At 64.2% G+C, this 20,161-nt stretch carries 20 protein-coding genes and 1 riboswitch; of the genes, 2 read left to right on the top strand and 18 right to left on the bottom strand.

Translation table 11 applies throughout. From position 1 onward, the window contains the following. Nucleotides 1–10 precede the first annotated feature (10 nt). The 8 genes from ABIB35_RS02055 to ABIB35_RS02020 form a co-directional block, all read right to left on the bottom strand. Nucleotides 11–1,066: a zinc-dependent alcohol dehydrogenase family protein gene (locus ABIB35_RS02055; protein WP_354178476.1), complete on the bottom strand. Its 1,056-nt coding sequence runs from the start codon at nucleotides 1,064–1,066 to the stop codon at nucleotides 11–13. Between the two features lie 144 nt (nucleotides 1,067–1,210). After that, nucleotides 1,211–1,642, bottom strand: coding sequence for a YchJ family protein (locus tag ABIB35_RS02050; protein WP_354178475.1), 432 nt, complete (start codon nucleotides 1,640–1,642; stop codon nucleotides 1,211–1,213). Between the two features lie 84 nt (nucleotides 1,643–1,726). After that, the gene (locus ABIB35_RS02045; protein ID WP_354178473.1) at nucleotides 1,727–2,035 is read right to left on the bottom strand and encodes a hypothetical protein; all 309 of its coding nucleotides are present in this window, start codon (nucleotides 2,033–2,035) and stop codon (nucleotides 1,727–1,729) included. Further along, nucleotides 2,032–3,345: a serine/threonine-protein kinase gene (locus tag ABIB35_RS02040; protein WP_354178471.1), complete on the bottom strand. Its 1,314-nt coding sequence runs from the start codon at nucleotides 3,343–3,345 to the stop codon at nucleotides 2,032–2,034. The genes ABIB35_RS02045 and ABIB35_RS02040 overlap by 4 nt, the downstream gene beginning before the upstream one ends. A 183-nt stretch (nucleotides 3,346–3,528) precedes the next feature. Continuing rightward, a complete protein-coding gene (locus ABIB35_RS02035) occupies nucleotides 3,529–4,830 on the bottom strand; it encodes an Nramp family divalent metal transporter (protein ID WP_354178469.1) in 1,302 nt (433 codons plus the stop codon). Nucleotides 4,831–4,959: 129 nt separating this feature from the next. Next, nucleotides 4,960–5,910 carry an acetamidase/formamidase family protein gene (locus ABIB35_RS02030; RefSeq protein ID WP_354178467.1) on the bottom strand — a complete coding sequence of 317 codons (951 nt, stop codon included), beginning with the start codon at nucleotides 5,908–5,910 and terminating at the stop codon, nucleotides 4,960–4,962. 4 nt (nucleotides 5,911–5,914) lie between these two features. Next, a complete protein-coding gene (locus ABIB35_RS02025) occupies nucleotides 5,915–7,354 on the bottom strand; it encodes an APC family permease (protein WP_354178466.1) in 1,440 nt (479 codons plus the stop codon). After that, nucleotides 7,351–8,280, bottom strand: coding sequence for a proline iminopeptidase-family hydrolase (locus ABIB35_RS02020; RefSeq protein WP_354178465.1), 930 nt, complete (start codon nucleotides 8,278–8,280; stop codon nucleotides 7,351–7,353). Before ABIB35_RS02020 ends, ABIB35_RS02025 begins: the two co-directional genes overlap by 4 nt. 181 nt (nucleotides 8,281–8,461) lie before the next feature. On the opposite strand from ABIB35_RS02020, the gene ABIB35_RS02015 reads away from it, so the two are divergent. Continuing rightward, nucleotides 8,462–9,217, top strand: a complete 756-nt coding sequence (locus ABIB35_RS02015; RefSeq protein ID WP_354178463.1) for a FadR/GntR family transcriptional regulator — start codon at nucleotides 8,462–8,464, stop codon at nucleotides 9,215–9,217. Here the strand turns inward: ABIB35_RS02015 and ABIB35_RS02010 are convergent. The 7 genes from ABIB35_RS02010 to ABIB35_RS01980 form a co-directional block, all read right to left on the bottom strand. Next, a complete protein-coding gene (locus ABIB35_RS02010) occupies nucleotides 9,214–9,630 on the bottom strand; it encodes a PIN domain-containing protein (protein ID WP_354178461.1) in 417 nt (138 codons plus the stop codon). The two genes, ABIB35_RS02015 and ABIB35_RS02010, sit on opposite strands and share 4 nt — an antisense overlap. Then, a complete protein-coding gene (locus ABIB35_RS02005; RefSeq protein ID WP_354178460.1) occupies nucleotides 9,627–9,767 on the bottom strand; it encodes a hypothetical protein in 141 nt (46 codons plus the stop codon). Before ABIB35_RS02005 ends, ABIB35_RS02010 begins: the two co-directional genes overlap by 4 nt. A 30-nt stretch (nucleotides 9,768–9,797) precedes the next feature. Continuing rightward, nucleotides 9,798–9,921: riboswitch (SAM riboswitch) on the bottom strand. Between the two features lie 106 nt (nucleotides 9,922–10,027). Further along, nucleotides 10,028–11,848 (bottom strand): dipeptide ABC transporter ATP-binding protein, encoded by a 1,821-nt coding sequence (locus ABIB35_RS02000; protein ID WP_354178458.1) that lies wholly within the window; start codon nucleotides 11,846–11,848, stop codon nucleotides 10,028–10,030. Then, nucleotides 11,848–12,675 carry an ABC transporter permease gene (locus ABIB35_RS01995; protein ID WP_354178456.1) on the bottom strand — a complete coding sequence of 276 codons (828 nt, stop codon included), beginning with the start codon at nucleotides 12,673–12,675 and terminating at the stop codon, nucleotides 11,848–11,850. Before ABIB35_RS01995 ends, ABIB35_RS02000 begins: the two co-directional genes overlap by 1 nt. Then, complete coding sequence (locus ABIB35_RS01990; RefSeq protein WP_354178454.1) at nucleotides 12,672–13,619, bottom strand: ABC transporter permease; 948 nt, start codon at nucleotides 13,617–13,619, stop codon at nucleotides 12,672–12,674. The genes ABIB35_RS01995 and ABIB35_RS01990 overlap by 4 nt, the downstream gene beginning before the upstream one ends. A 6-nt stretch (nucleotides 13,620–13,625) precedes the next feature. Then, nucleotides 13,626–15,164, bottom strand: a complete 1,539-nt coding sequence (locus ABIB35_RS01985) for an ABC transporter substrate-binding protein (protein WP_354178452.1) — start codon at nucleotides 15,162–15,164, stop codon at nucleotides 13,626–13,628. 408 nt (nucleotides 15,165–15,572) lie between these two features. Further along, the gene (locus tag ABIB35_RS01980; RefSeq protein WP_104055094.1) at nucleotides 15,573–15,776 is read right to left on the bottom strand and encodes a cold-shock protein; all 204 of its coding nucleotides are present in this window, start codon (nucleotides 15,774–15,776) and stop codon (nucleotides 15,573–15,575) included. A gap of 212 nt (nucleotides 15,777–15,988) precedes the next feature. Between ABIB35_RS01980 and glsA the strand changes: the two genes are divergently transcribed. Continuing rightward, complete coding sequence (gene glsA, locus ABIB35_RS01975; RefSeq protein WP_354178451.1) at nucleotides 15,989–17,863, top strand: glutaminase A; 1,875 nt, start codon at nucleotides 15,989–15,991, stop codon at nucleotides 17,861–17,863. Nucleotides 17,864–18,046: 183 nt separating this feature from the next. Here the strand turns inward: glsA and ABIB35_RS01970 are convergent, their stop codons facing one another. From ABIB35_RS01970 to ABIB35_RS01960, 3 genes are all read right to left on the bottom strand, one after another. After that, the gene (locus ABIB35_RS01970) at nucleotides 18,047–18,250 is read right to left on the bottom strand and encodes a cold-shock protein (protein WP_104055090.1); all 204 of its coding nucleotides are present in this window, start codon (nucleotides 18,248–18,250) and stop codon (nucleotides 18,047–18,049) included. A gap of 211 nt (nucleotides 18,251–18,461) precedes the next feature. Next, nucleotides 18,462–19,010, bottom strand: a complete 549-nt coding sequence (locus ABIB35_RS01965; RefSeq protein ID WP_354178449.1) for a DUF421 domain-containing protein — start codon at nucleotides 19,008–19,010, stop codon at nucleotides 18,462–18,464. 659 nt (nucleotides 19,011–19,669) lie between these two features. Then, nucleotides 19,670–20,140 (bottom strand): acyl-CoA thioesterase, encoded by a 471-nt coding sequence (locus tag ABIB35_RS01960; RefSeq protein WP_354178447.1) that lies wholly within the window; start codon nucleotides 20,138–20,140, stop codon nucleotides 19,670–19,672. Nucleotides 20,141–20,161: the final 21 nt, after the last annotated feature.

Below are 20,161 nucleotides of genomic sequence, written 5' to 3'. Positions count from 1 at the left end.
GGCACCGCGGCTAGGCCTGCAGGATCACCTTCAACGCGTCCGTTTCCGCGGCCCGGGAGAACGTGTCGTAGGCCGTCAGAATGTCGTGCAACGGATACCGGTGGCTGATGAACTCCTCAGCGGGGAGCTTTCCCTCCGCCACCAGCTTCAGGAGCATCGGCAGAGTGTTGGTGTTGACCAGCCCCATGCTGATGTCGATGTTCTCGATCCACAGCCGGTCCAGCTCCAAGCTGACGGGCTTGCCGTGCACTCCCACGTTGGCCACGTTGCCGCCGGGACGGACAATCCTGGTGCACATCTCGAACGTGACGGGAATGCCCACCGCCTCGACGGCGACGTCCACTCCGTAGCCGTCGGTCTGAGCCATAATCTGTTCGCGCCAGTCTCCGTCGCCGGAATTCACGCCGTGTGTGGCCCCGAATTTGCGGGCCTGCTCCACCCGGTTGGCGTCCAGGTCCACGGCGATGATCTTCGCGGCGCCGTAGAGCCGCGCGGTGGCGATGACGGCCAGGCCCACCGGCCCGGCGCCGACGACGGCCACTACGTCACCCGGTTTGGTCTGCCCGTACTGCACCCCCATCTCAAAGCCGGTGGGGAAGATGTCGCTGAGCAGCACCCCGTGTTCCTGGGACACATTCTCCGGCAGGTGGTACAGCGAGGTGTCCGCATACGGAGCACGCACATATTCAGCCTGCGTGCCGTCAATCAGGTGCCCGAAGATCCAGCCAATCCCCACACTGCCTTCCTCACCGAGACAGTGTGAGTACAGGCCGTCGCGGCAGAAGGAGCAGGATCCGTCGGCGGACACGCAGGCGAGGATGACTTTGTCCCCCACCTTGAAATTGGTGACTCCACTACCGATTTCGGTGATGGTGCCAACGCCTTCATGGCCCAGGATGCGGCCCGGGGTAACGGCCGGAACATCGCCCTTGAGGATGTGCAGGTCGGTGCCGCAGATGGTGGTGGCGTCCATCTTGATGATGGCGTCACGCGGGTCCCGGATCTGCGGATCCGGAACGTCCTTCCACGATTTCTGTCCGGGTCCTTCGTATACGAGTGCTTTCATGATGTCCTCGTCAGTTCGCACCGACCCTTGGCAGACTGCCTCGGCAATCTGGTCCGGCGGATCCGGAAACGGGGCGCACTGGCACCGCCTGATCGGTCCTTTCCAGCCTAGGAGGGGCGCGGGACGCTGCGGAAGAGCGGCCCTCTATTCACCGTCCACATAGAGCCAGACTCCTTTAACCCGGAGGAAGCGGCTGGTTTCTTCCTGCATTCCGGACTCGTTTCCGTCCCGGTAATGGGCACGGAAGTGCACCACGCCCCGCTCATCGAGCGGACCGCCGGCAGCGGTCTCCACAATGTCCAGCCGCCGCCACTGCAGCCCGGCGTCCAGTTCGAGGCCACGGGGGCGGGTGGACGGGTGCCAGGTCTTCAGCAGATACGCCCGGTCCCCTGCCGCGAACGCCGAGTACCGCGACCGCATCAGGGCAACTGCAGTGGGCGCGGTCTGTGCACCCGAGTGGTATTTGCCGCAGCACCGGGCGTAGGTTTCGCCGCTGAGGCAGGGACAGCGGTCATCGGGTGCGGGAGCGTCGGAGCGGGCGGCGGCGCCATCCAGAGCGCGGTCTGCTGAAGTCATGAACCCATTATCTCCGCTGCTTATCTCCGCTGCGCGCGCCATGGTGCCGGACCGTGCGCCAGCTCGATTACTGAGCGGGCTCCATCACTTCTGCAGTGCAATCTCCGTCTCCAGGTCCAACCGCACGGCTTTAATGGCCTCGCTAATCCGTTCCTGCCGGCCCAACGACACATCCCCCTGCCGGGTGGCGGTCTGAAGCCGAACCGTCAGATCATCCAGATCCCGGAGGGCACGCTCATACTCGCCGGCGTCTGCTGCTTGGGTCACCACGGCCACCTCGCTTCGGAGCTCCTCGGCGGCGCCGGGCTCAATGCCCGGAACCTCGCACCCGGTCAGCGCGGCGACAGCCAGCAGCCCCACCGCGGACAGGAGCAACGACCTGCGCCGCCTCACGGTGTGACACTTTCCTGCAGCTCACGCAGATGCTCTCCCAGCTGCCCGGGCACGGCCGGGTAGCCCTGGTCCTGGGGAAAGATGCCCAGCCTGTCGGCAACCACAATAACCGCCAGCGCCAAGACCGCCATAGCAACAAATCCCAGCAGCGATCTGCCCACCAGAGCCAGCTTCGACGGTCGTCCGGGAACAACCGCCAGCGCCACCTGGTCTGCAGCGGCTGACCGTGACCGGCTGCGGCCAACACGCGGCGCTGTCAGCGGCGGGGCGAGGACTGCAGATACACCGGGTGTCTGCGATTCAGGCTCCCGACGGATCGCACCCTCAGCGGTCCGGACACCGCCGTCGGCCGTTGGCTCCCCGCCCTCAGCCTTCTCCCCTTGGCCTTCCCCGGTGTCTTCCCCCTGCCTCACCGGGGGCACCGGCACTGCCACTGGCTCCTCGGAAACAGACCAGCGGTACTCCAGCAGCGCCGCCGAGACTTCCGCCGCCGTGGGCCGTTGATCGGGATCCCGGGCCGTCATGGATTTGAGCAGAGAGCACCAATAGTGTCCCAGCGCGTCCGGAACGTCGGGGTTGCGGCTTAGCCTGGCAATCGCCGCTTCCACCGCGCTGCCGCCAAACTCGATGCGTCCGGTGACGGCTTCGAGCAATACCAGGCCCAGGGAATAGATGTCGCTGGAAAAACCAACCTCCTGGGAACTGGCCTGTTCCGGGCTCAGGTAGTTCGCGGTGCCCAGGGTGGCGTTGGCTGCCGTAATCCGGGCTCCGTCCAGCATCCGGGCTATGCCGAAGTCAGTGAGCTTGGCACGGGGCAACGTGCCGGAGATGACGGGGGGAAGCAGAATATTGGCAGGCTTCACATCCCGGTGGATCACGCCGCGGTCGTGAATATACGCCAGCGCGCCGGCCAGCTCCGCTCCAACGTAGGCGACGTCCGCGGGGCTCAGCGGCTCGGCTTCACGGAGCCGTTTACGCAGGTCCGGGCCATCGATAAGTTCCATCACCAGAAAGGCCCGGGGTTCGCCGGCCTCACCGTCATCGCGGCCGGCGTCGTCCTTGCCAGCATCAAAAAGTGTCACCAGGCCCGGGTGGGAGAGGGACGCCAGCAACCGCATTTCGGTTTCCTGGCGGCCAACGTCGTCTGGAGCGACGGCGCTGGCCCGGAAGAGCTTCACCGCAATGTCGCGGCCGAGAGCCTCGTCCTGTCCACGATAGACGGTGGCCATGCCACCGTGGCCTATAGGTTCAATGAGTCGGTAACGCCCTGAAATGAGCCGGTTGGGGCCATCTGCTGCGAAGCTTTCCATGGTGCAACCTCTTCTCGCCCTTCAAGCGTAGCGGAGGGAAATCATGGCGTGGATGGCCCGTGACCAGTTTTTTTACCCTTCCGGAGGGCCCTCGCGGAAGCGTTCCCGGTACGCTAAACTGCCCTGCCGCGAAGGATCGCGACAGGGCAGTTTAGCTGCGGAGTTTTCAGCCTCCCGCTGGGGTCAGAAAGCCTTGATAATCGCGTCAACGAGCTGCTGGACGCCCAGCACAATGAACAGCAGGGCCGTGATCCCCAGGGCAAGGTTGGTGTGCAGCTTGTTGGCCCAGGCCTTGGGCACGCGGCGGCCGTTGAGCAGCCCCAGCAGCGTCAGTGCCAGGAACGGCATGAACAGCGAGCCGAGGACCCCGTAGGCCAGAATCAGCCCAATGGGCTTGCCAAGCATGAACAGCAGCATCGGGGGGAAAGTCAGCCAGAGCAGGTAGAACTTGAAGTACTTGCCGCCCACCCGGGTATCCGGATGGCCGGATTCCTTGCCGCGCATGTTGCCCCAGAAATCGGCGAACATCAGGGAGACACCGTTCCAGACACCGATGATGGAGGAGAAGGACGCTGCCCAGAAGCCAACCAGGAATCCGGTACCCACCACGTTGCCGTATTCCTCTTTCAGCACGCCGTAGAGGTCCAGCAGGCCTTCATCGCCCGAGCTCAGGGACACCCCGGCCGAACGGACAACTTCAGCACCGACAATCAGCATGGCAATCACGAAGATACCGGTCATGACGTAGGCCATCGAGTTGTCGATGCGCATGACCTTCATCCATTTGGGCGTGTACCAGCCCTTTTCCCGCAGCCAGTACCCGTAGGCCGCCAGGGTGATGGTTCCGCCCACGCCGCCGGCGAGCGCCAGCGTGTACACCACACCGCCTTCGGGAATCATCGGCACCAGCCCCGATATCATCTCCGGGATGTTCGGCGCGGCGATGACTGCCAGCCCCACCACAGTGACGAACATGATGCCCACCAGTGCGGCGGTAATTTTTTCGAACGTGGCGTATCTCCCGAACCACACCATGGCCAGGCCGGCCAGACCCATGAGGATGGCAAAGACCCACAGATCCACCGCGGGGAACAGCGCTGCCAGCGGCAGCGCTGCCGAGGACATGGCAGTGGCTCCGTAGACGAAACCCCAGATCATAATGTAGGGACCGAAGTACCAGGTGGTCCATTTGCCGAGCGAGCGCCATCCTTCGAAAATGGTCTTGCCGGTGGCCAGTGTGTAGCGCCCGGCACCCTCAACCAGGATGATCTTGAGGATCACGCCGAGGATGACCGCCCAGAGCAGGCCATAGCCGTACTTGGAACCGGCTACCAGGGTGGCAACCATGTCCGCCGCACCAACACCGGTGGCGGCCACAACCAGACCGGGACCAACCACCTTCCACTTGGCGGGGGCGCCGCCGTCGTCGTCTATCCGGTCGGCGTGCGCGACCCTTGGCTGGGGAACAGTGCTTTCGTCGGCCATGGGCCAGCAATCCTTACGTTGGTCTTTTTGGGCAGCCGAAAATAAATGTGCGCTCGGTCACCGGTGCGTATGCATCCTTTCACATCCATTGACTCGAACCGGAAGATGATCTACCGTTACGGCCGCCCGTTAGCTCTCACTGCCGGCCGCCTCCTCCGGTGCCAGCACAGACTTCGGCAGCCGGTGGATGGTTACGGCACCCACCGCTGTGAACGGGTGCAGGGGATCCGGATCAGTGGAACCGGTGGGTCCGCCGAGCTGGGAATGCCCGACGGCGCTCATCACCGCATACGCGTCCCCGCGGTCCCAGCCCCGGTCAGTCACCAGGAAATGGAACATGTCCTCATAGCCCCGGGTCACGCTCTCCTGCACCGGGTCCCCCAGCCCCACGAAGATCCATTCGTCGGCGGTTTCAACGCGCGGGGCGCGAAGCGCCAGGCCTTTGACGACGTCGATACTGACCACGGCGATACCCTCCGCCTCTATGGCCACAAACGAGGATTCCCCCTCAGCCATGATGGCGTGAATGTCACCGATGGACAGGTACGCGCCCTCCACCATGACCGGCAGGTAGACGGTGGATCCCGGGGCACACTGAACAAGGTCCATGTTCCCGCCCTGCGGTGTGGAGGGCATGATCGTGGAGTTGACTCCTTCCGCGGGCGCCGTGCCGATGCACCCGATCATGGGACGCGGCGCTAAGACATGCCGGTCGGTGACGTGGACGCCGTCGTTGTCAATGGGAACGCGGCGGGTGAACATGTCCTCCCCCATGACGTGGCGGAGCGCCCCGGACCCCGGCAGGCTGACGGACCATCCACGGTCCTTGAGCCGGATCTCATGGATCGTGACGGCCAGGGCGTCGCCGGGCTGCGCACCCTCCACATACACCGGCCCCGTGACCGGGTTGATGCCCACCGTCAGCTTCTCCATGTCGCGGAACTCATGCAGTTGGGCGTAGACCTCGTCGCTGGTTTCAAACCCGATCCGTTCGCCCGTGCCCGGCCGGATTTTCAGGGCCGGGTTTTCAGCCGCGGAGAAGCCGAACTTTCCGTGCTTCTTGTCCAGGAAATACTCCATGTACTTAGTCCTTTCGATTCTTCAGCGGTTCGGCAGCCTTGTTCAACGGCGAGGAGCCGTCTTCAGCGGAAAGCTCAGTCTTGCGCCCCGTTGCACGGTAGTACAGGAACACTCCGGCACCGATGACCAGCCACACCAGGCCGCCCACCTTGGCTTCGATGTTTGCGTTGAGCAGGACATAGCCGATGATCAGGAACCCGACCACCGGGACGGCCAGATGCAGGAAGTAGTTCCGCGATTTTTTCCGCACGATGTAGAGCACGATCACGGACAGGTGCAGGAGCATAAACCCGAACAGCGCACCGAAGTTCACCAGGGAGGAAATAAGGTCGATCTGGCCGACAAAGAACAGCACGAGCACGGCTGAAATCCCGGACACCAGCAGGATGGCGTTTTGCGGCACCCTGCGCGAGTTGATCTGCTTCAGGAAGGCCGGCAGCTGGCGGTCCCTGCTCATGGAGTACAGCAGGCGGGAGGTCGCCGCCTGCGCCGCCATGGCGTTGGCGATTCCCACCGCCATGACATTCACCGCGAAGAAGGCGGTGGCCCATCCGCTGGTTGATGCTGCCTCCACAATGATGAAGAAGGCGTTGCCGACCTCGTCATCGCCGAAGGACTCCCGGCCCCCGGCCAGCGCGCTTGCCAGCCAGGTCTGCAGGATGAAGCAGAACGCCACGATGATCAGGGCCGTGACCATGGCCTTGCCGGCCGCGTTGCGGCTGCCGGTTGATTCCTCGGCCATGGTGGAAATGCCGTCAAAACCGAGGAAACTGAGGACAGCGATGGAAAGCGCCGAGGCGATCAGCGGACCGGATACCCTATCCGCGTTCCACAGGGGGTCCAGGGTGAATTCCGCACCCGGCACGGTGCCCGAGTTAAGGGCGCTGACGGCGATCACCACAAAGATCACGATGAACACCAGCTCCACGGCCAGGAAGAGCCGGTTCATGATTTTGATGGAACTGATGCCCAGCAGGTTGACCACCGTGTTGATGGCGACGAAAACCAGGGCCCAGAGCCAGCGGGGAGTTCCGGGGAAAATCCCGATCATGGACTCCGCAGCAAAGACGTAAAGCAGGGTGGGAACCAGCAGATAATCCAGCAGGATGGCCCAGCCGGCGAAGAAACCCACATTGGGATGGATACCCCGGCCCACATAGGAGAACACGGATCCGGCCAGCGGAATCGACTTGGCCATCTGTGCGTAGGCAAGCGCCGTGAAGATCATTGCTATCAGCCCGATGAGGTACACCAGGGGCACCATGCCTTCGGAGGCATTGTAGACAGTGCCGAAGATGGCCCACGGCGCAATGGGAACCATGAAGATGAGGCCGTAGATCAAAAGGTCAGTGGTAGAGACTGAGCGGCGGAGCTCCTGTTTGTATCCCAGGGATTCCAGCTCCTGCTGGGGGTCGCGCTCCGTGGAGCCGCTTGAACGGGTCATGGCATTGTGCTTTCGGCTGGTTGGGACGTGGCCTCGTGACGGGCCAGGAATTCGGAGATGACGTCTCGGAAGGAGTCGGGCTGTTCCAGGTGGACGCAGTGGCTGCCGCCGCGGAAGATCCGCACCCGGGCAACGGGGATCCGCTCAGCGTAGGGTGCCCAGGTTTCGGGGGCCGCCTCGTCGAATTCGCCGGCCACCACAAGTGCGGGCACATTGATCCGCTCCAGGCGGTCTTCAATGCTCCAGTCCCGCAGGGTTCCCACAACGTAGAACTCGTTGGGCCCGTTCATCGTGTGATAGACGGTGGGATCCGCCTCCATCTGGGCAACACTTTCAGCAAAATCTCCGGGTATCTGCTCCGTCCGGCAGACATGGCGGGCATAGAAGACATCCGCTGCGGCCAGGTATTCCGGATCCGTCAGTGTGCCCGCTGCCTCGTGCAAAGTGAGTGCGGCTGCAGTCTGCGCAGGAAGCTCGCTGCGAAGCCGTCCTGCTGCTTCTGACCACAATTCCATCGACGCCGGTGAGTTGCAGATGGCGATGCTGCGCAGGCCACCGGGCCGGCGGACGGCAATCTCTGCCGCGAGCATGCCGCCCCAGGATTGGCCCAGGAGATGGTAGTTCCCGATCTGCAGGTAGGAGAGCAGATTAGTGAACTCCTCGACAAACAGCTCCGGCGTCCAAAACTCCACCGGCGCCTCGGGAAGGTGGGTGCTGTTGCCGCAGCCAAGCTGGTCATAGTGGATGACCACGCGGCCGCTGTCGGCCAACTTTTCCAGATTTCGAAGGTAGTTGTGCGCCATTCCCGGCCCGCCGTGCAGGATAACCACCGGCAGGGCGCCGGGAATGGGGTGGTCCGGACGGGTAATCCGGGTCCAGGTGTGCCAGTCCCGAAACGGCACACGGAGTGTTTCAACAATGGCCATGCAGATTCCTCGCCCCTGTCTTTGCGCTTCACGGGAGCTCCCGTGGCCGTTGCTTCCGGCGAAAGTCATCATGGCGGAGTAATGGTCTACAAACAAGACCAATTAGCTCATTAGAATGATTGTTACGTGCCGGGGCCGCCCTGTCGGAAGATGGGCGGGCGGCGAAACCAGAAGGAGTTCAATGACGACCGGCAGCGCAGGCGGCCTGGAGACGCCGATTGAAACCTCCACGCGCGTGGATGAGATATCCGACCGCCTCATTACCGCCATCGCCATCGGCGAATATCTGCCGGGCTCCCGGCTGCCTTCCGAGCGGGACCTGGCCGCATCGCTGCAGGTAGGACGGATGACCGTCCGGGCCGCCCTGGCCCGGCTGGTGGAACAGGGGCTGATCAAGACCCGCCGCGGCAGGGGCGGCGGGTCCTTTATTCAGGAGCGCTTGCCGGACACCGCGGCCTCCGCTGCGCGCTCATCCGTGGTCCGCATCCTTTCCGGCCGGTGGGAGGTCTTGAAGGACACCTGCGAGGCAGTGGCCCTGCTGCAGGGAACCATCTGCCGGGCTGCCGCCGAAAACCGCTCCGCCAGTGACGTGGTGCTGCTGCGTGAATGCCTGGACCGGTTCCGGAAAGCCTCCTCCGGGCTGGAATCCCAGAAAGCCGATGAACGGCTTCATCTGGCCATCAGTGCGGCCGCGCACAACTCAACGCTCCAGTCACTCCTCCTGGATCTGGAAGCACGGGTCAGTATCTCGGCGCCTTCACACCTCTGGGGAGGCGCCGAGGGGATGCCGCTCATGGAAGCACGGGCGCTGCGGGAGCACGAACTGCTGGTGCAGGCGATCGTTGATCAGCAGGCCGCTGAGGCCGCACATCTGGGCCGCGAACATGCCCGAATCGACCTGGAACTGCTGGAGGATGCCCTGGAGCGCTCCGTCTAGGGCAGGTGCGCCGGCTCCGGTGCAGCAGCCCGCTCCGGTGCAGCACTCCACGGATCAACCGCGGAGGCTCCCAGCCGACGGAAATCCTCCGGCCGGTCGGTTACTACTGTCAGATCGTGGCGCAGGGCGGTGGCGGCCACCACCACGGTGAGGGTGCCGGCGTCGTGCTTCAGACCCGCGGATGCAAGCGCGACGTCCTGGTCCACCGGCAGGATGTGGCAGCCGAAGCGGCCCGCAAGCTCCTGTAGCCAGGCACCGTCCGGCTGCGGCAGGTCGCCGAGGGTCAGCGCCGAGATAAAGATCCGCAGGGAGCTGCGGGAGCGCAGGAAATCCGTGAGAACAGTGCTGGGGCCCGGACTGCGGACCTCGGCCAGCACGGGTGTGTCCAGCAATAGCCCGGACTGCCCGTTCATGCCGGCTGCTCAGTGCGGGCCAGCAGGAAATCCAGGAAATCCTGACGGGCCTCGGTGATGGCCTGGTAATCCTGAAGTGAAATCCCCCGGGGTTCGGCAGCCGGGCGGTCATCAGCGGTATAAACGGCATTGTCCATGAGAATACGGCGTCGTGCGCCGGTCCTTTCGGCGTGCTCTTGCCCGCACCGGGTGCCCGAAGGCGAGTGCAGGCCACTTCTTCATCCGAACCACCCAACGAGCGTGGGGTTGGTATGCGGCCAAGTCGGAGCTTGGCGGCCGCAGTTCTTGAAGCTGTAAGGAAGTATAACCAGCTTTGGCGGTTCCCCGTTGTATTGCCTCCTGTGTCACGGCGGCCCGGTGTAGTGCGGCCGGGATTCCGGCCAGGGCTTGGCGTGGGTCAGTTCCGGATGGCCGGGGTGCCGTGCAGGGACAACGAGGACGCCACAAGCTGTTTTGTGTAGTCGTGGTGCGGAGCGGCGTAGACCTGCCCGGTGGGCCCTGACTCCACAATCCGGCCCTGGTGCATCACAGCTACCGTGTCGCAGAGGTGTTTGACCACGCCCAGGTCATGGGAGACGAACACGAGCGTGAGCCGGTACTTGTCCACCAGATCCGAGAGCAGGTTCAGCACCTGCGCGCGCACCGACACGTCCAGGGCGCTCACCGGCTCATCGGCTACTAGGATCCGCGGCTCGCAGATCAGCGCGCGGGCTATCGCGATCCGCTGCCGCTGGCCGCCGGAAAACTGGTGCGGAAAGCGGTCGGCGGCGTCCCGGGGCAGGCCAACGGCGTCGAGCATCTCGGCAACCCGCGCGGCGTGATGCCGGGCCCCCACCGGTTCCCCCGGCAGCAGCAGCGGCTCGGCCACGACGTCCCGCACCCGCATGCGCGGGTTCAGTGATCCCATCGGATCCTGGAAGACAATCTGGAGTTGCCGCCGCAGCTCCAGAAGCTGGCCTTCCCGGGAGCCGGCCACCTCGTTGCCGGCGACCTTCACCGACCCCGACGTCGGCTGGTCCAGTCCGGCAAGGATCCGCAGCAGGGTGGATTTTCCGGACCCTGACTCCCCCACGATTCCGAACCGCTGCCCGGCGGTTACCTCGAAGGACACATCGCGGAGGGCAGGGACGTCGGCCGGGGTGCGGAAGAGCGAGCTGCGGCCGCGGCGGTACGTGCGGTTGAGCCCGCTCACTCGGATCAGCGGCTCGGCTTCAGCCCGGGCTGGTGCGGGTTTCGGTGCTGCGGATACGACGGCGGGTACGACGGCGGGCGGCAGCGTGGTCTCGGCACTCGGGCCCACCGGGACATAGCCGGCAGCTGAGGAAACCGTAAACAGCCGCCCGGCACTGTCCGTGGCTTCCAGATCCGAAGCTGCCAGCAGGCCGCGGGTGTAGGCGTGCTGCGGGTGGCCAAACACTGCTGCGGTGGGGCCCTGCTCCACCAGGACACCGCCGCGCATCACCAGGATGCGGTCGCAGATGCTGGCTGCCACGGCCAGGTCATGGGTGATGAACAGCAGCCCGCTCCCCCGGCGCGCCACTGAATCAGAGATCAGCTCCAGCATCTGACGCTGCACGCTCACATCCAGCGCAGTGGTGGGTTCATCGCAGATCAGCAGGTCCGGATCATTGGCCAGAGCCATGGCCAGCATGACGCGCTGGCGTTGGCCGCCGGAAAGCTGATGGGGATAGGCGCGGGCTGCCTCGGCCGGGTCCGGAAGCCGGACGGAAGCCAGCAGCTCAACACTGCGCAGGGCAGCGGCGTGCCCGCGGACGGTTCCGTGCTGTGTCAGCGCTTCGGCCACCTGCCGGCCCACGCGCATCAGAGGATTCAACGCGCTCAGCGGCTCCTGGAACACCATGCCGGTGCGCCTGCCGCGGATGCGGCTCATTTGCCGGTCGGAGGCTCCCACCAAATCATGCGCTATGCCGTCCAGGCGGACCGATCCATATGTGTGGAGGCCCTGGGGCAACAGGCCCATCAGCGCGGCCGCGGTCACTGATTTGCCGGATCCGGATTCACCGATCAGGCCCACCCGTTCGCCCCGGGCCAGGGAGAGGGAGAAGTTCTGGACCAGCGGGCGGTTCCCGGCGGTGACCTGCAGGCCGGAAACTTCCAGCAGCGGGGCGGGGCCTGGAACAGCGGCCCGGACGGACAGGGTATTAATACCGGGCGCAGGCTCCGGCACGGGTGCAGGCACAGCATGCGGCGCGGACATCAGCGTTCTCCGTTCAGGCGAGGATCAAACCGGTCCCGCAGGCCGTCGCCTAGCAGGTTGAAGCCCAGCACGGCCACGGCAATGGCCGCCCCGGGCCAGAGTGCCAGGGATGGATAGGTGCCCAGGAACTGCTGGGATTCCTGCAGCATCCGCCCCCAGGAAGGCACCGGAGGCGGTGTGCCCAGGCCCAGGAAGGACAGTGCAGCTTCGGCCAGCACTGCCAGGCCAAAGGTGACGGAGCACTGCACCACCACCATTCCGGCAATGTTGGGCAGTACGTGCCGGCGGGCAATCCGCAGCCCGGACTGGCTGGCCGCCCGCGCTGCCAGGACGTATTCGGTGCTCATAACCTGCCGCGTGCCGGACCGGGCTACCCGGGCAAAGCCGGGGATGGAGCCGATCCCGATGGCGACCATCGCCGTCGTCGTTCCGCCGCCGAACACCGCGCCAAACATGATGGCCAGCAGCAGTGCGGGGAAGGCGAGCAGGATGTCCGCGCCGCGCATCGTCACTTCCTCGACCGCTCCGCGGCGCATGCCGGCGAGGATGCCCAAGGGTGTACCGATGAGCGCAGCGATGCCCACGGCAACCAGTCCCACGGTCAGGGTAATCCGGGCGCCGTAGAGGATACCGGAGAACACGTCGCGCCCGTAGCGGTCGGTGCCCATCAGATGATCCGGGCCGGAGCCCTGCAGCCGGTCGGCCGGGAAGGCCTGCAGCGGATCGTAGGGGGTCCAGAAAAAGGAGACCAGCGCTGCCAGCACCACCACCGCAACCAGCGCGGCTCCGGTCAGCAGGGTGGCAGAGAACGTGCGCACGGTCCTCATGCGCGTTTCCTCAGCCGCGGGTCAACAATTGTGTAGAGGACATCGACCACCAGGTTGATGATCAGGGTCAGGGCCACCAGCACCATCACCACTGACTGCACGGTGAGCAGGTCCCGGTTGCCCACTGCGTCCAGGAGCATGGACCCGAGGCCGGGAATCACAAAGACGCGCTCGATCACCACCGCACCGATGATCAGCGCGGCCAGCTGCACGCTGGCGACCGTCAGCACCGGAACCGCGGCATTGCGCAGCCCGTGCTTGATCAGTGCCTCCAGTTTGCCCAGTCCCTTGGCCCGGGCGGTGCGCAGGAAGTCTTCGCTCATCACGTCCAGGACGGCCGAACGGACGTAGCGGGTTAGGACGGCGCCCTGCACCGAGGCCAGAGCCAGCACCGGCAACGTCACCCGGTGCAGGAAATCGGCAAAGTCCACGCCCGGCGGGGTCCAGCCGTTCGCCGGGAACCAGCCCAGCCCCACGGCGAAGACCACCACCAGCATGATCGCGGCCAGGAAGCCCGGAACCGCCACACCCAGCTGGCTCAGGCCGCTGAGCAGCACCCCGCTGGGCTTGCGGTGGCGCAGCGCGGCAACCGTCCCAAAAGGGACGGCAATCAGCAGGGCGGCAGCCATGGCCAGTCCCACCAATATCAGCGAGACCTGCAGCCGGTCCAGCAGCAGCGGACTGATGTCCTGACGGGTGACATAGGAGACGCCGAAGTCGCCTCGCAGCAGTCCCGATACCCAGTCGAAGTACTGCACCGGCAACGGACGGTCGGTGCCGAATTCCCGGCGGGTCTGCTCCAGCAGCTCCGGGGTGGCATTGACCCCCAGGGCTATTTGGGCCGGATCCCCGGGGATGGCGCGCATGAACAGGAACACCGCCACAGTGGCCACCAGGAAGGTGACGGCAAACCGGGCAGCGTTTACCAGCAGGCGGATTCCCACGGCCTGCTACTGCCAGCCCACTGAGCCCAGGTCCAGCGCTTCAGTGACCGAATTGGCGGGAAGACCGGTGACCCCGGATTTGGCCACCACAATATTGGGGAACAGGAACAGGACATTAGCGGCGGCGTCGTCGTTGATGGTGCGGACCACGTCCTGCATGCCGGCGATGTAGCCGGCTTCATCGGCAGCGTCAGCCGCTGCCGCCGCGTCCTTGATCTTGGTGTTGTCATACCCGAGGTAATAATCGGGGTTGTTGAACATGGTGAGCAGATCGCGGCTTTCCACGGCCAGGACCACCGACATGTCATAGTCATGGCGGGTGAAGACCTTGTCCAGCCACACCGCGGGGAACTCGGCGGATTCGATGGTGGCGTTGATTCCCACGTCCGCCAGCTGGGAGACCACAATCTCTGATACCGCGGTGGCGTAGGGGCGGGTGGGAACAGTGAAGGTGATGTCCAGGTTCTCCGCACCGGCCTCCGCCAGCAGTGCACGCGCCTTCTCCGGGTCGTAGGGGTAGGTGTTGTTGAGGTCCTCATAGTACGGATCGGTGGGCGGAACCGGGGCACCCACCAGGGTGCCGTAACCGCTCCACGCCGTGTCCAGGACGGCCTGCCGGTCCACCGCGTGCAGCACCGCCTGCCGGACCCGGACGTCGTTGAACGGGGCCTTGGCATTGTTCATGGAGAGCATGATCTCACCGTTGGAGGTGCCCTCCAGAACCTGGAAGGCATCATCTCCGGCGAAGGTGGACAGCAGTTCGGGGGCCTGCATGTTGTAGACCACGTCCACGTCGCCGGAGCGCAGGGCGTTGGTGGTGGCCACAGCGTCGGCGAAGTAGCGCAGCGTTGCCGTTTCCACCTGAGGCGCTTTCCCCCAGTAGTCGCTGCGGGCTGCCAGCTCAATGGACTCGCCGCGGTTCCAGGCTTGAACCGTGAAGGGGCCGGTGCCCACGGCGGTGGAGGCCAGATCCGCCACACCGCTTTCATCGAACATGGCGCCCACGGGAGTGCCCAGGTCAAAGAGCCAGGCATTGGAGGGCCGGGAAAGCTGCACGCGGACTTCGGTGTCCCCCAGGACGGTGACGCTGTCCACCACGTCCATTTTGGTTTTCAGGCTGGAGAGCCAGGCATCGGATTTCACCCGTTCCAGACTGAATTTCACGTCCTCGGCTGTGAACGCTTGCCCGTTGGAGAACGTCACGCCGGGCTGCAGCGTGAAGGTGTAGGCGGTGCGGTCCTCGCTAATCTCCCAGGACTGGGCGAGCAGTGGCTGGATCTGCCCGTCCTGGTCGATTTCCACCAGGCCTTCATAGACGTTGGCCATCAGTGCCTGTGGAATCGCGGCTCCGGCGGTGGTGGTGAAGTCCAGGTTGGCCGGCTCCCCCGTCAGCGCGACGACGACGCCGCCGTCGTCCTGCCCGGCACCCGCACCGGTGCTGGAGCCGGTCCCCGGCTGCGCCCCGCCGGAACCTGCGGAGCAGGCACTGAGCGTCAGCGCTGCCAGCAGCAGGGCAGCCGACGAGCGGACGGGAATTCGGCGCATCTAAGGTCTCCATCGGTGGGGCGGGCAGTGCCCGGACGGCTTCGGACATGCGTCCGCGCCAAATGTTGTCCTACATAGTATGAACGCGCGCGGGAACAGAGCGGAAATCCCGGCGAGCGACAGGCCGGGGCCGGTGAGCGGGCAGCCACACCGATTCCTCCCGGCCCGATGTGCACGGGTTCCCACTCTCTGATGTCCTGTGTGGCCGATGTGACCCCATGAGCCCCGCCAACCGCAGAGGCTGGGCACCCGTGTTCAGATAAGCGGGCACCCGTATTCAGATAAGCGGGGGCGGCGGGAAGCGTCCGCTCCCGGCGTTTTTTCTGCTTAACGCAGAAGCAGGACGGGAATTTCTTCCCGTCCTGCAACTTATTCAAGCCGATTCCCTAAGGAACCCAAAGTCTAGATTTAGAGGGCCTGAATGTTGACGGCCTGGGGACCCTTGGGGCCCTGCTCGGTGTCGAAGCTAACCTTCTGGTTCTCTTCGAGAGAGCGGTAGCCACTCGAGTTGATAGCGGAGTAGTGAGCGAAAACGTCGGCGCTTCCGTCATCGGGCTCGATGAAGCCAAAGCCCTTTTCGGAGTTGAACCATTTCACGGTACCTGTTGCCATTTTTAATCATCCTTCTAAAGAAACCACCCCCGACCTTCGGGGAGTTTCACGTTGCTGTGCCGTACTCGGCATATTACAGAAAAAGCGGCTGGCCCTTGATGTGGGTTTCGCCGCTTGGACTTCAACATGCGCAACACTGCAACTGCGTCCAGTATACACAGGGCACTTCTGCGCGTCATCCCCTTCTGCGCACTACTCGTTAGGCTGGAGATATGCGTTCCACTGCCCCCGTACCGTCCTCCTCTTCCCCCTCCGATTCCGGGTCATATCCCGCTTCTTCTCCCATCGAGACGTATCTCCGACGGATCCACGCCGAGATCGCAGAGTTGAAGGACGGCAAGCCCTACAGCAACATTCCGGCCATGGCGAATGTGGACCCGGACAACTTCGGCATTGCCCTGGCCACGGCCGACGGCTACGTCTACGAGGTGGGAGATACCCGGCAGGAATTCAGCATCCAGTCCATCTCCAAGCCCTTCACCTACGGACTGGCCCTGGCCGACCGGGGCATGGATGCGGTGGATGAGAAGGTGGATGTGGAACCCTCAGGGGATTCCTTCAACGAGATTTCCCTTGCCGAAGGCACCGGGCGCCCGGCCAATGCCATGATCAACGCCGGCGCCCTGACCGCCACTTCGCTGGTCCGCGGCTCCGGCGGCGTCACCCGCTTCAACCGGATCCTGAACACCTACTCCGCTTTTGCCGGGCGCCAGCTTTCCGTGAGTGAGCGGATCTACCGCTCGGAGCTGAAGTCCGGCCACCGCAACCACGCCCTGGCCTACCTGCTGCGGTCCTTTGACATCATCGAATCCGATCCCGCGCCGGTCATCAAGGACTATTTCCGCCAGTGCTCGGTGATGGTCAACGCCCTTGATCTGGCCATGATGGCCGCCACGCTGGCGAACAGCGGCCGGAACCCGCTCTCCGGCGACCAGGTCCTGGATATCGAATCGGTGGAACGGGTTCTTTCCGTCATGGCCACCTGCGGGATGTACGACGACGCCGGCGCCTGGCTGTCCAGCGTCGGCATGCCGGCCAAATCCGGAGTTGGCGGCGGCACCATAGCCGTCCTCCCCGGCCAGGTGGGCCTGGCGGTCTATTCACCTCCCCTGGACGCGCACGGTTCCAGCGTCCGCGGCGTGGCCACCAGCCAGCGGATTTCCCACGACATGCAGCTGCACTTTGTCCGCGCTGCCCGCACCGGGCGTTCCGCCATCCGCAACGTCTACGACATTGCGACGGCGCCCTCCGGTATGCGGCGGACCGACGAAGCAGTCGAAGTGCTGCGCAGCCACGGCCACCGCGCCCAGGTCCTGGAGCTGAACGGCGACCTCCTCTTCGCCGGTGCGGAGTCGGTGGTGCGCGCGCTGTCCAACCTGGACGACGACGTCGAAATGGTGGTCCTGGATCTGCGGAGCGTGGACGAGGTGTCCGAAGTTGCCCTTCGCCTATTTGCCGAATCCGCCGAGATGCTGACGCTGAACGGCCGTTCGCTGGTGCTGGTGGACGGTGAGGGGACAGTCACCAATGACCTGGCCGAGCGTGGCCGGGAAGTTCCGTCCTTTGTGACCCGCAATGCCGCCGTGGAGTACTGCGAGACGCAGCTAATTGCCTCCTACGGCAGCGAGCTGGTCCTCCCTGATGTCATGGAACCGGTGGACTCCCCCGCCCTGAACCAGCTGGATCCGGAGGATGCGAAGTCGGTTCAGGACCGAATGGAGGAGCGCATGTACGACGACGGCGACGTGGTCCGCCGCGTGGGCCAGCGGTTCGGCGGGGTGTTCTTCATCGTTTCGGGCCAGATCGCCACGTCCATGCCGGCGCCGGACGGTTCACGGATCAAGCTCACGACGCTGGGACCGGGCATGACCTTCGGCGAGATGGCGCTGGGCACGGACAAGCGCCAGGAAACAACCGTAAAGGCAAGCGGTCCGGTCCGGCTCAAGGTTCTGACCGCCGAGGTCATGGAATCGCTGGAAGAGGAAAACCCCCGCCTGGCTGTTGAACTGTGGAAGGCACTCACCCGGGACGCCTATACCCGTGTGGAGCAGTACCTGCGTGAAAGCGCCCTGCGCGCCAGAGACTGATTTTCCTAGCCCCGGGTGCGGCGGGTCGGACCGTGTCTGCCGCACCCGTCAGCGGTACAGCTGGATCGCCCGCGACGAGACGGCAGCAGCTCTACGGTGCCGGTTAAACACAAAAGCAGGACGGGAAACCCGTCCTGCTTTTGTAAGGCAATTCAGTACAAGTACTGAACCGAAGTCTCTAAATTAGAGCGCCTGGATGTTCGTAGCCTGGGGACCCTTGGGGCCCTGCTCGGTATCAAAGCTAACCTTCTGGTTCTCGTCCAGGGACTTGTAACCATTGGAGTTGATAGCGGAGTAGTGAGCGAACACGTCGGCGCTTCCGTCATCGGGCTCGATGAAGCCGAAGCCCTTTTCGGAGTTGAACCATTTTACGGTACCTGTAGCCATTTTAATATTCCTTCTGGAGTGAAGCAGATCCCGACTTTCGGGGGGCTTCAGTCGCGGTGTGCCTTTTACCGCTTCTACAGAAAAAGCGGCTAGCCCGTTTGGGGTTTCGCCACTTGAAATACAAAATGCGCAACAACCAACAACTGAGTAAGACTCTACACCACTTTCACCTAACCGTCTATTCGGCCTCCGCCCGCAGCCGGCATCCGCGTCAGTCCGGCATCAAAAGATAGGCGGGGATGCTGTTCCTATCCGTGATCCTGCGCAGTAGCAGGGGCTCAATGAGCTCTCCGCGGCGCAGGACGGAAACATCGCCCGTGGGTTCCAGGACAACAAGCGCCACTTCCGAAAAGTTCCTGATGCCGGCCTGGCGCAGCTTGAAGTACAGCTCGTCTTCGATGATTTTTGCGGCCTGCAGCCCCGACTGCAGGACTTCCTCCCCCGCCATGAGCAATATTGGCTTGCTGGACAGATAGGCACCGTGCTTGGTCCGGCGCAGGACCGCTTCCAGACGGAAGAGGGCAAACATGGTCGCCAGGCCGACGACCCCCGCAGCGAGCGTGGGGGTATAGCCCAGAACCACGCGGCCCAGTACGGAGCCAAAGGCAATCACAATGGCCTTGTCCAAGGTGGACCAGCTTGCCAGTGCACGCTGACCGGCGATTCGGATCAGCACAAAGAAGGCAACGTAAATACCAATTGCAGACAGGACGACCCAGAGGGCCTCGAGGGGTGAAATTCCGAGATGATACGACCACACGGGCGTTCTCCTTACAGGGCATGGCCGGGACCGAATTCCGGTCCGGACCATCAGCAGTGTTTGGAGAGTCTGGTAATGCGGGGCGCAAAAGCTGAAGGTGGCGCCGGTAGCCGCCTGGCCGATAAGCAAAATGCTAGTCGGGGCATTCCTGTTCCGACAGGCTGCGCGCTGCGGGACCGCTTCCAGGCGCCGAGAGTCGACATCGCGCCGCATCCGGCCGCCGAGTGTCGACATCACGTCGCATCCGGCCGCCGAGTGTCGACATCACGTCGCATCCGGCCGCCGAGTGTCGACATCACGTCGCTCTGAGACGGCGGAAGCGGCATCTTCCCTACTCTGGGGGCGGAGTAACCGAAGGATCCCGACACTCGACGGGCAGCGGGTTCCGAATCCTCACTACGGAGCACGGTCCGATACACGGTCCGGCCACGCATTCCCACCCTTTGGGGCACCTGTTACCCCGTGGGGCCCCACCTGCACCAGCAGCCCTCACAGACTGGGAAGCCGTGTTCCGGCGGCTGCTGACATTGCCCGCTGCCCTAAGCCTGGGATGCCGCATGTCGTGGAACGTCCGAGCGGCCCGATAAACCTGGGAGGCCTGGAAAGTCTGAGGGGCCCGATAGGCCCGCGAGGCTGTATGTCTGGGAGGCTTTGAATTCCTAAGCGAAAACGGAAGCCCCTAGATAAGGGCGCATGAGCTCCTTTTGCTCCGGGGCGATCCGCATCAGCCTCCCGGTCCCGCCGTCCACAAACGCCAGGGTGGTCTCCGCCTTTGCGCATGTCTGTGACGTGACAGGGTCCCGGATGACATAGGCGATGGTGAGGCTGGCGGCCTTGAGCGCGCTGATCCAGACTGCAATGTCAGCGGGAATGTTGCGGTAGGTCAGCGGAGAGAGGTATTTCACCCGGTGTTCGGCAACTAGCGCCTGCGTTCCCTCCGGCACGTTGTTGAAGAGCGCGACGACGGGTTCCCGGCCCGGGCCGCCGGTGCCGCCGGGCGGGCCGAAGGCATGGATCCGGGCTTCTTCCAGGATGCGCAGGATCTCCACGTTGTTCACATGCCCGTAGGCATCCATGTCCCCCCAGCGCATGCCGACGGAACACTGGATGACCTGCGGGGTTTCACTCATGCTTCGTTTCTAGCACAGGCG

Source organism: Arthrobacter sp. UYP6, assembly GCF_040547315.1.
Lineage (GTDB): Bacteria > Actinomycetota > Actinomycetes > Actinomycetales > Micrococcaceae > Arthrobacter_B.
Note: the sequence above shows the minus strand (reverse complement) of the source record. Positions and strands in the feature narration are given on the sequence as shown.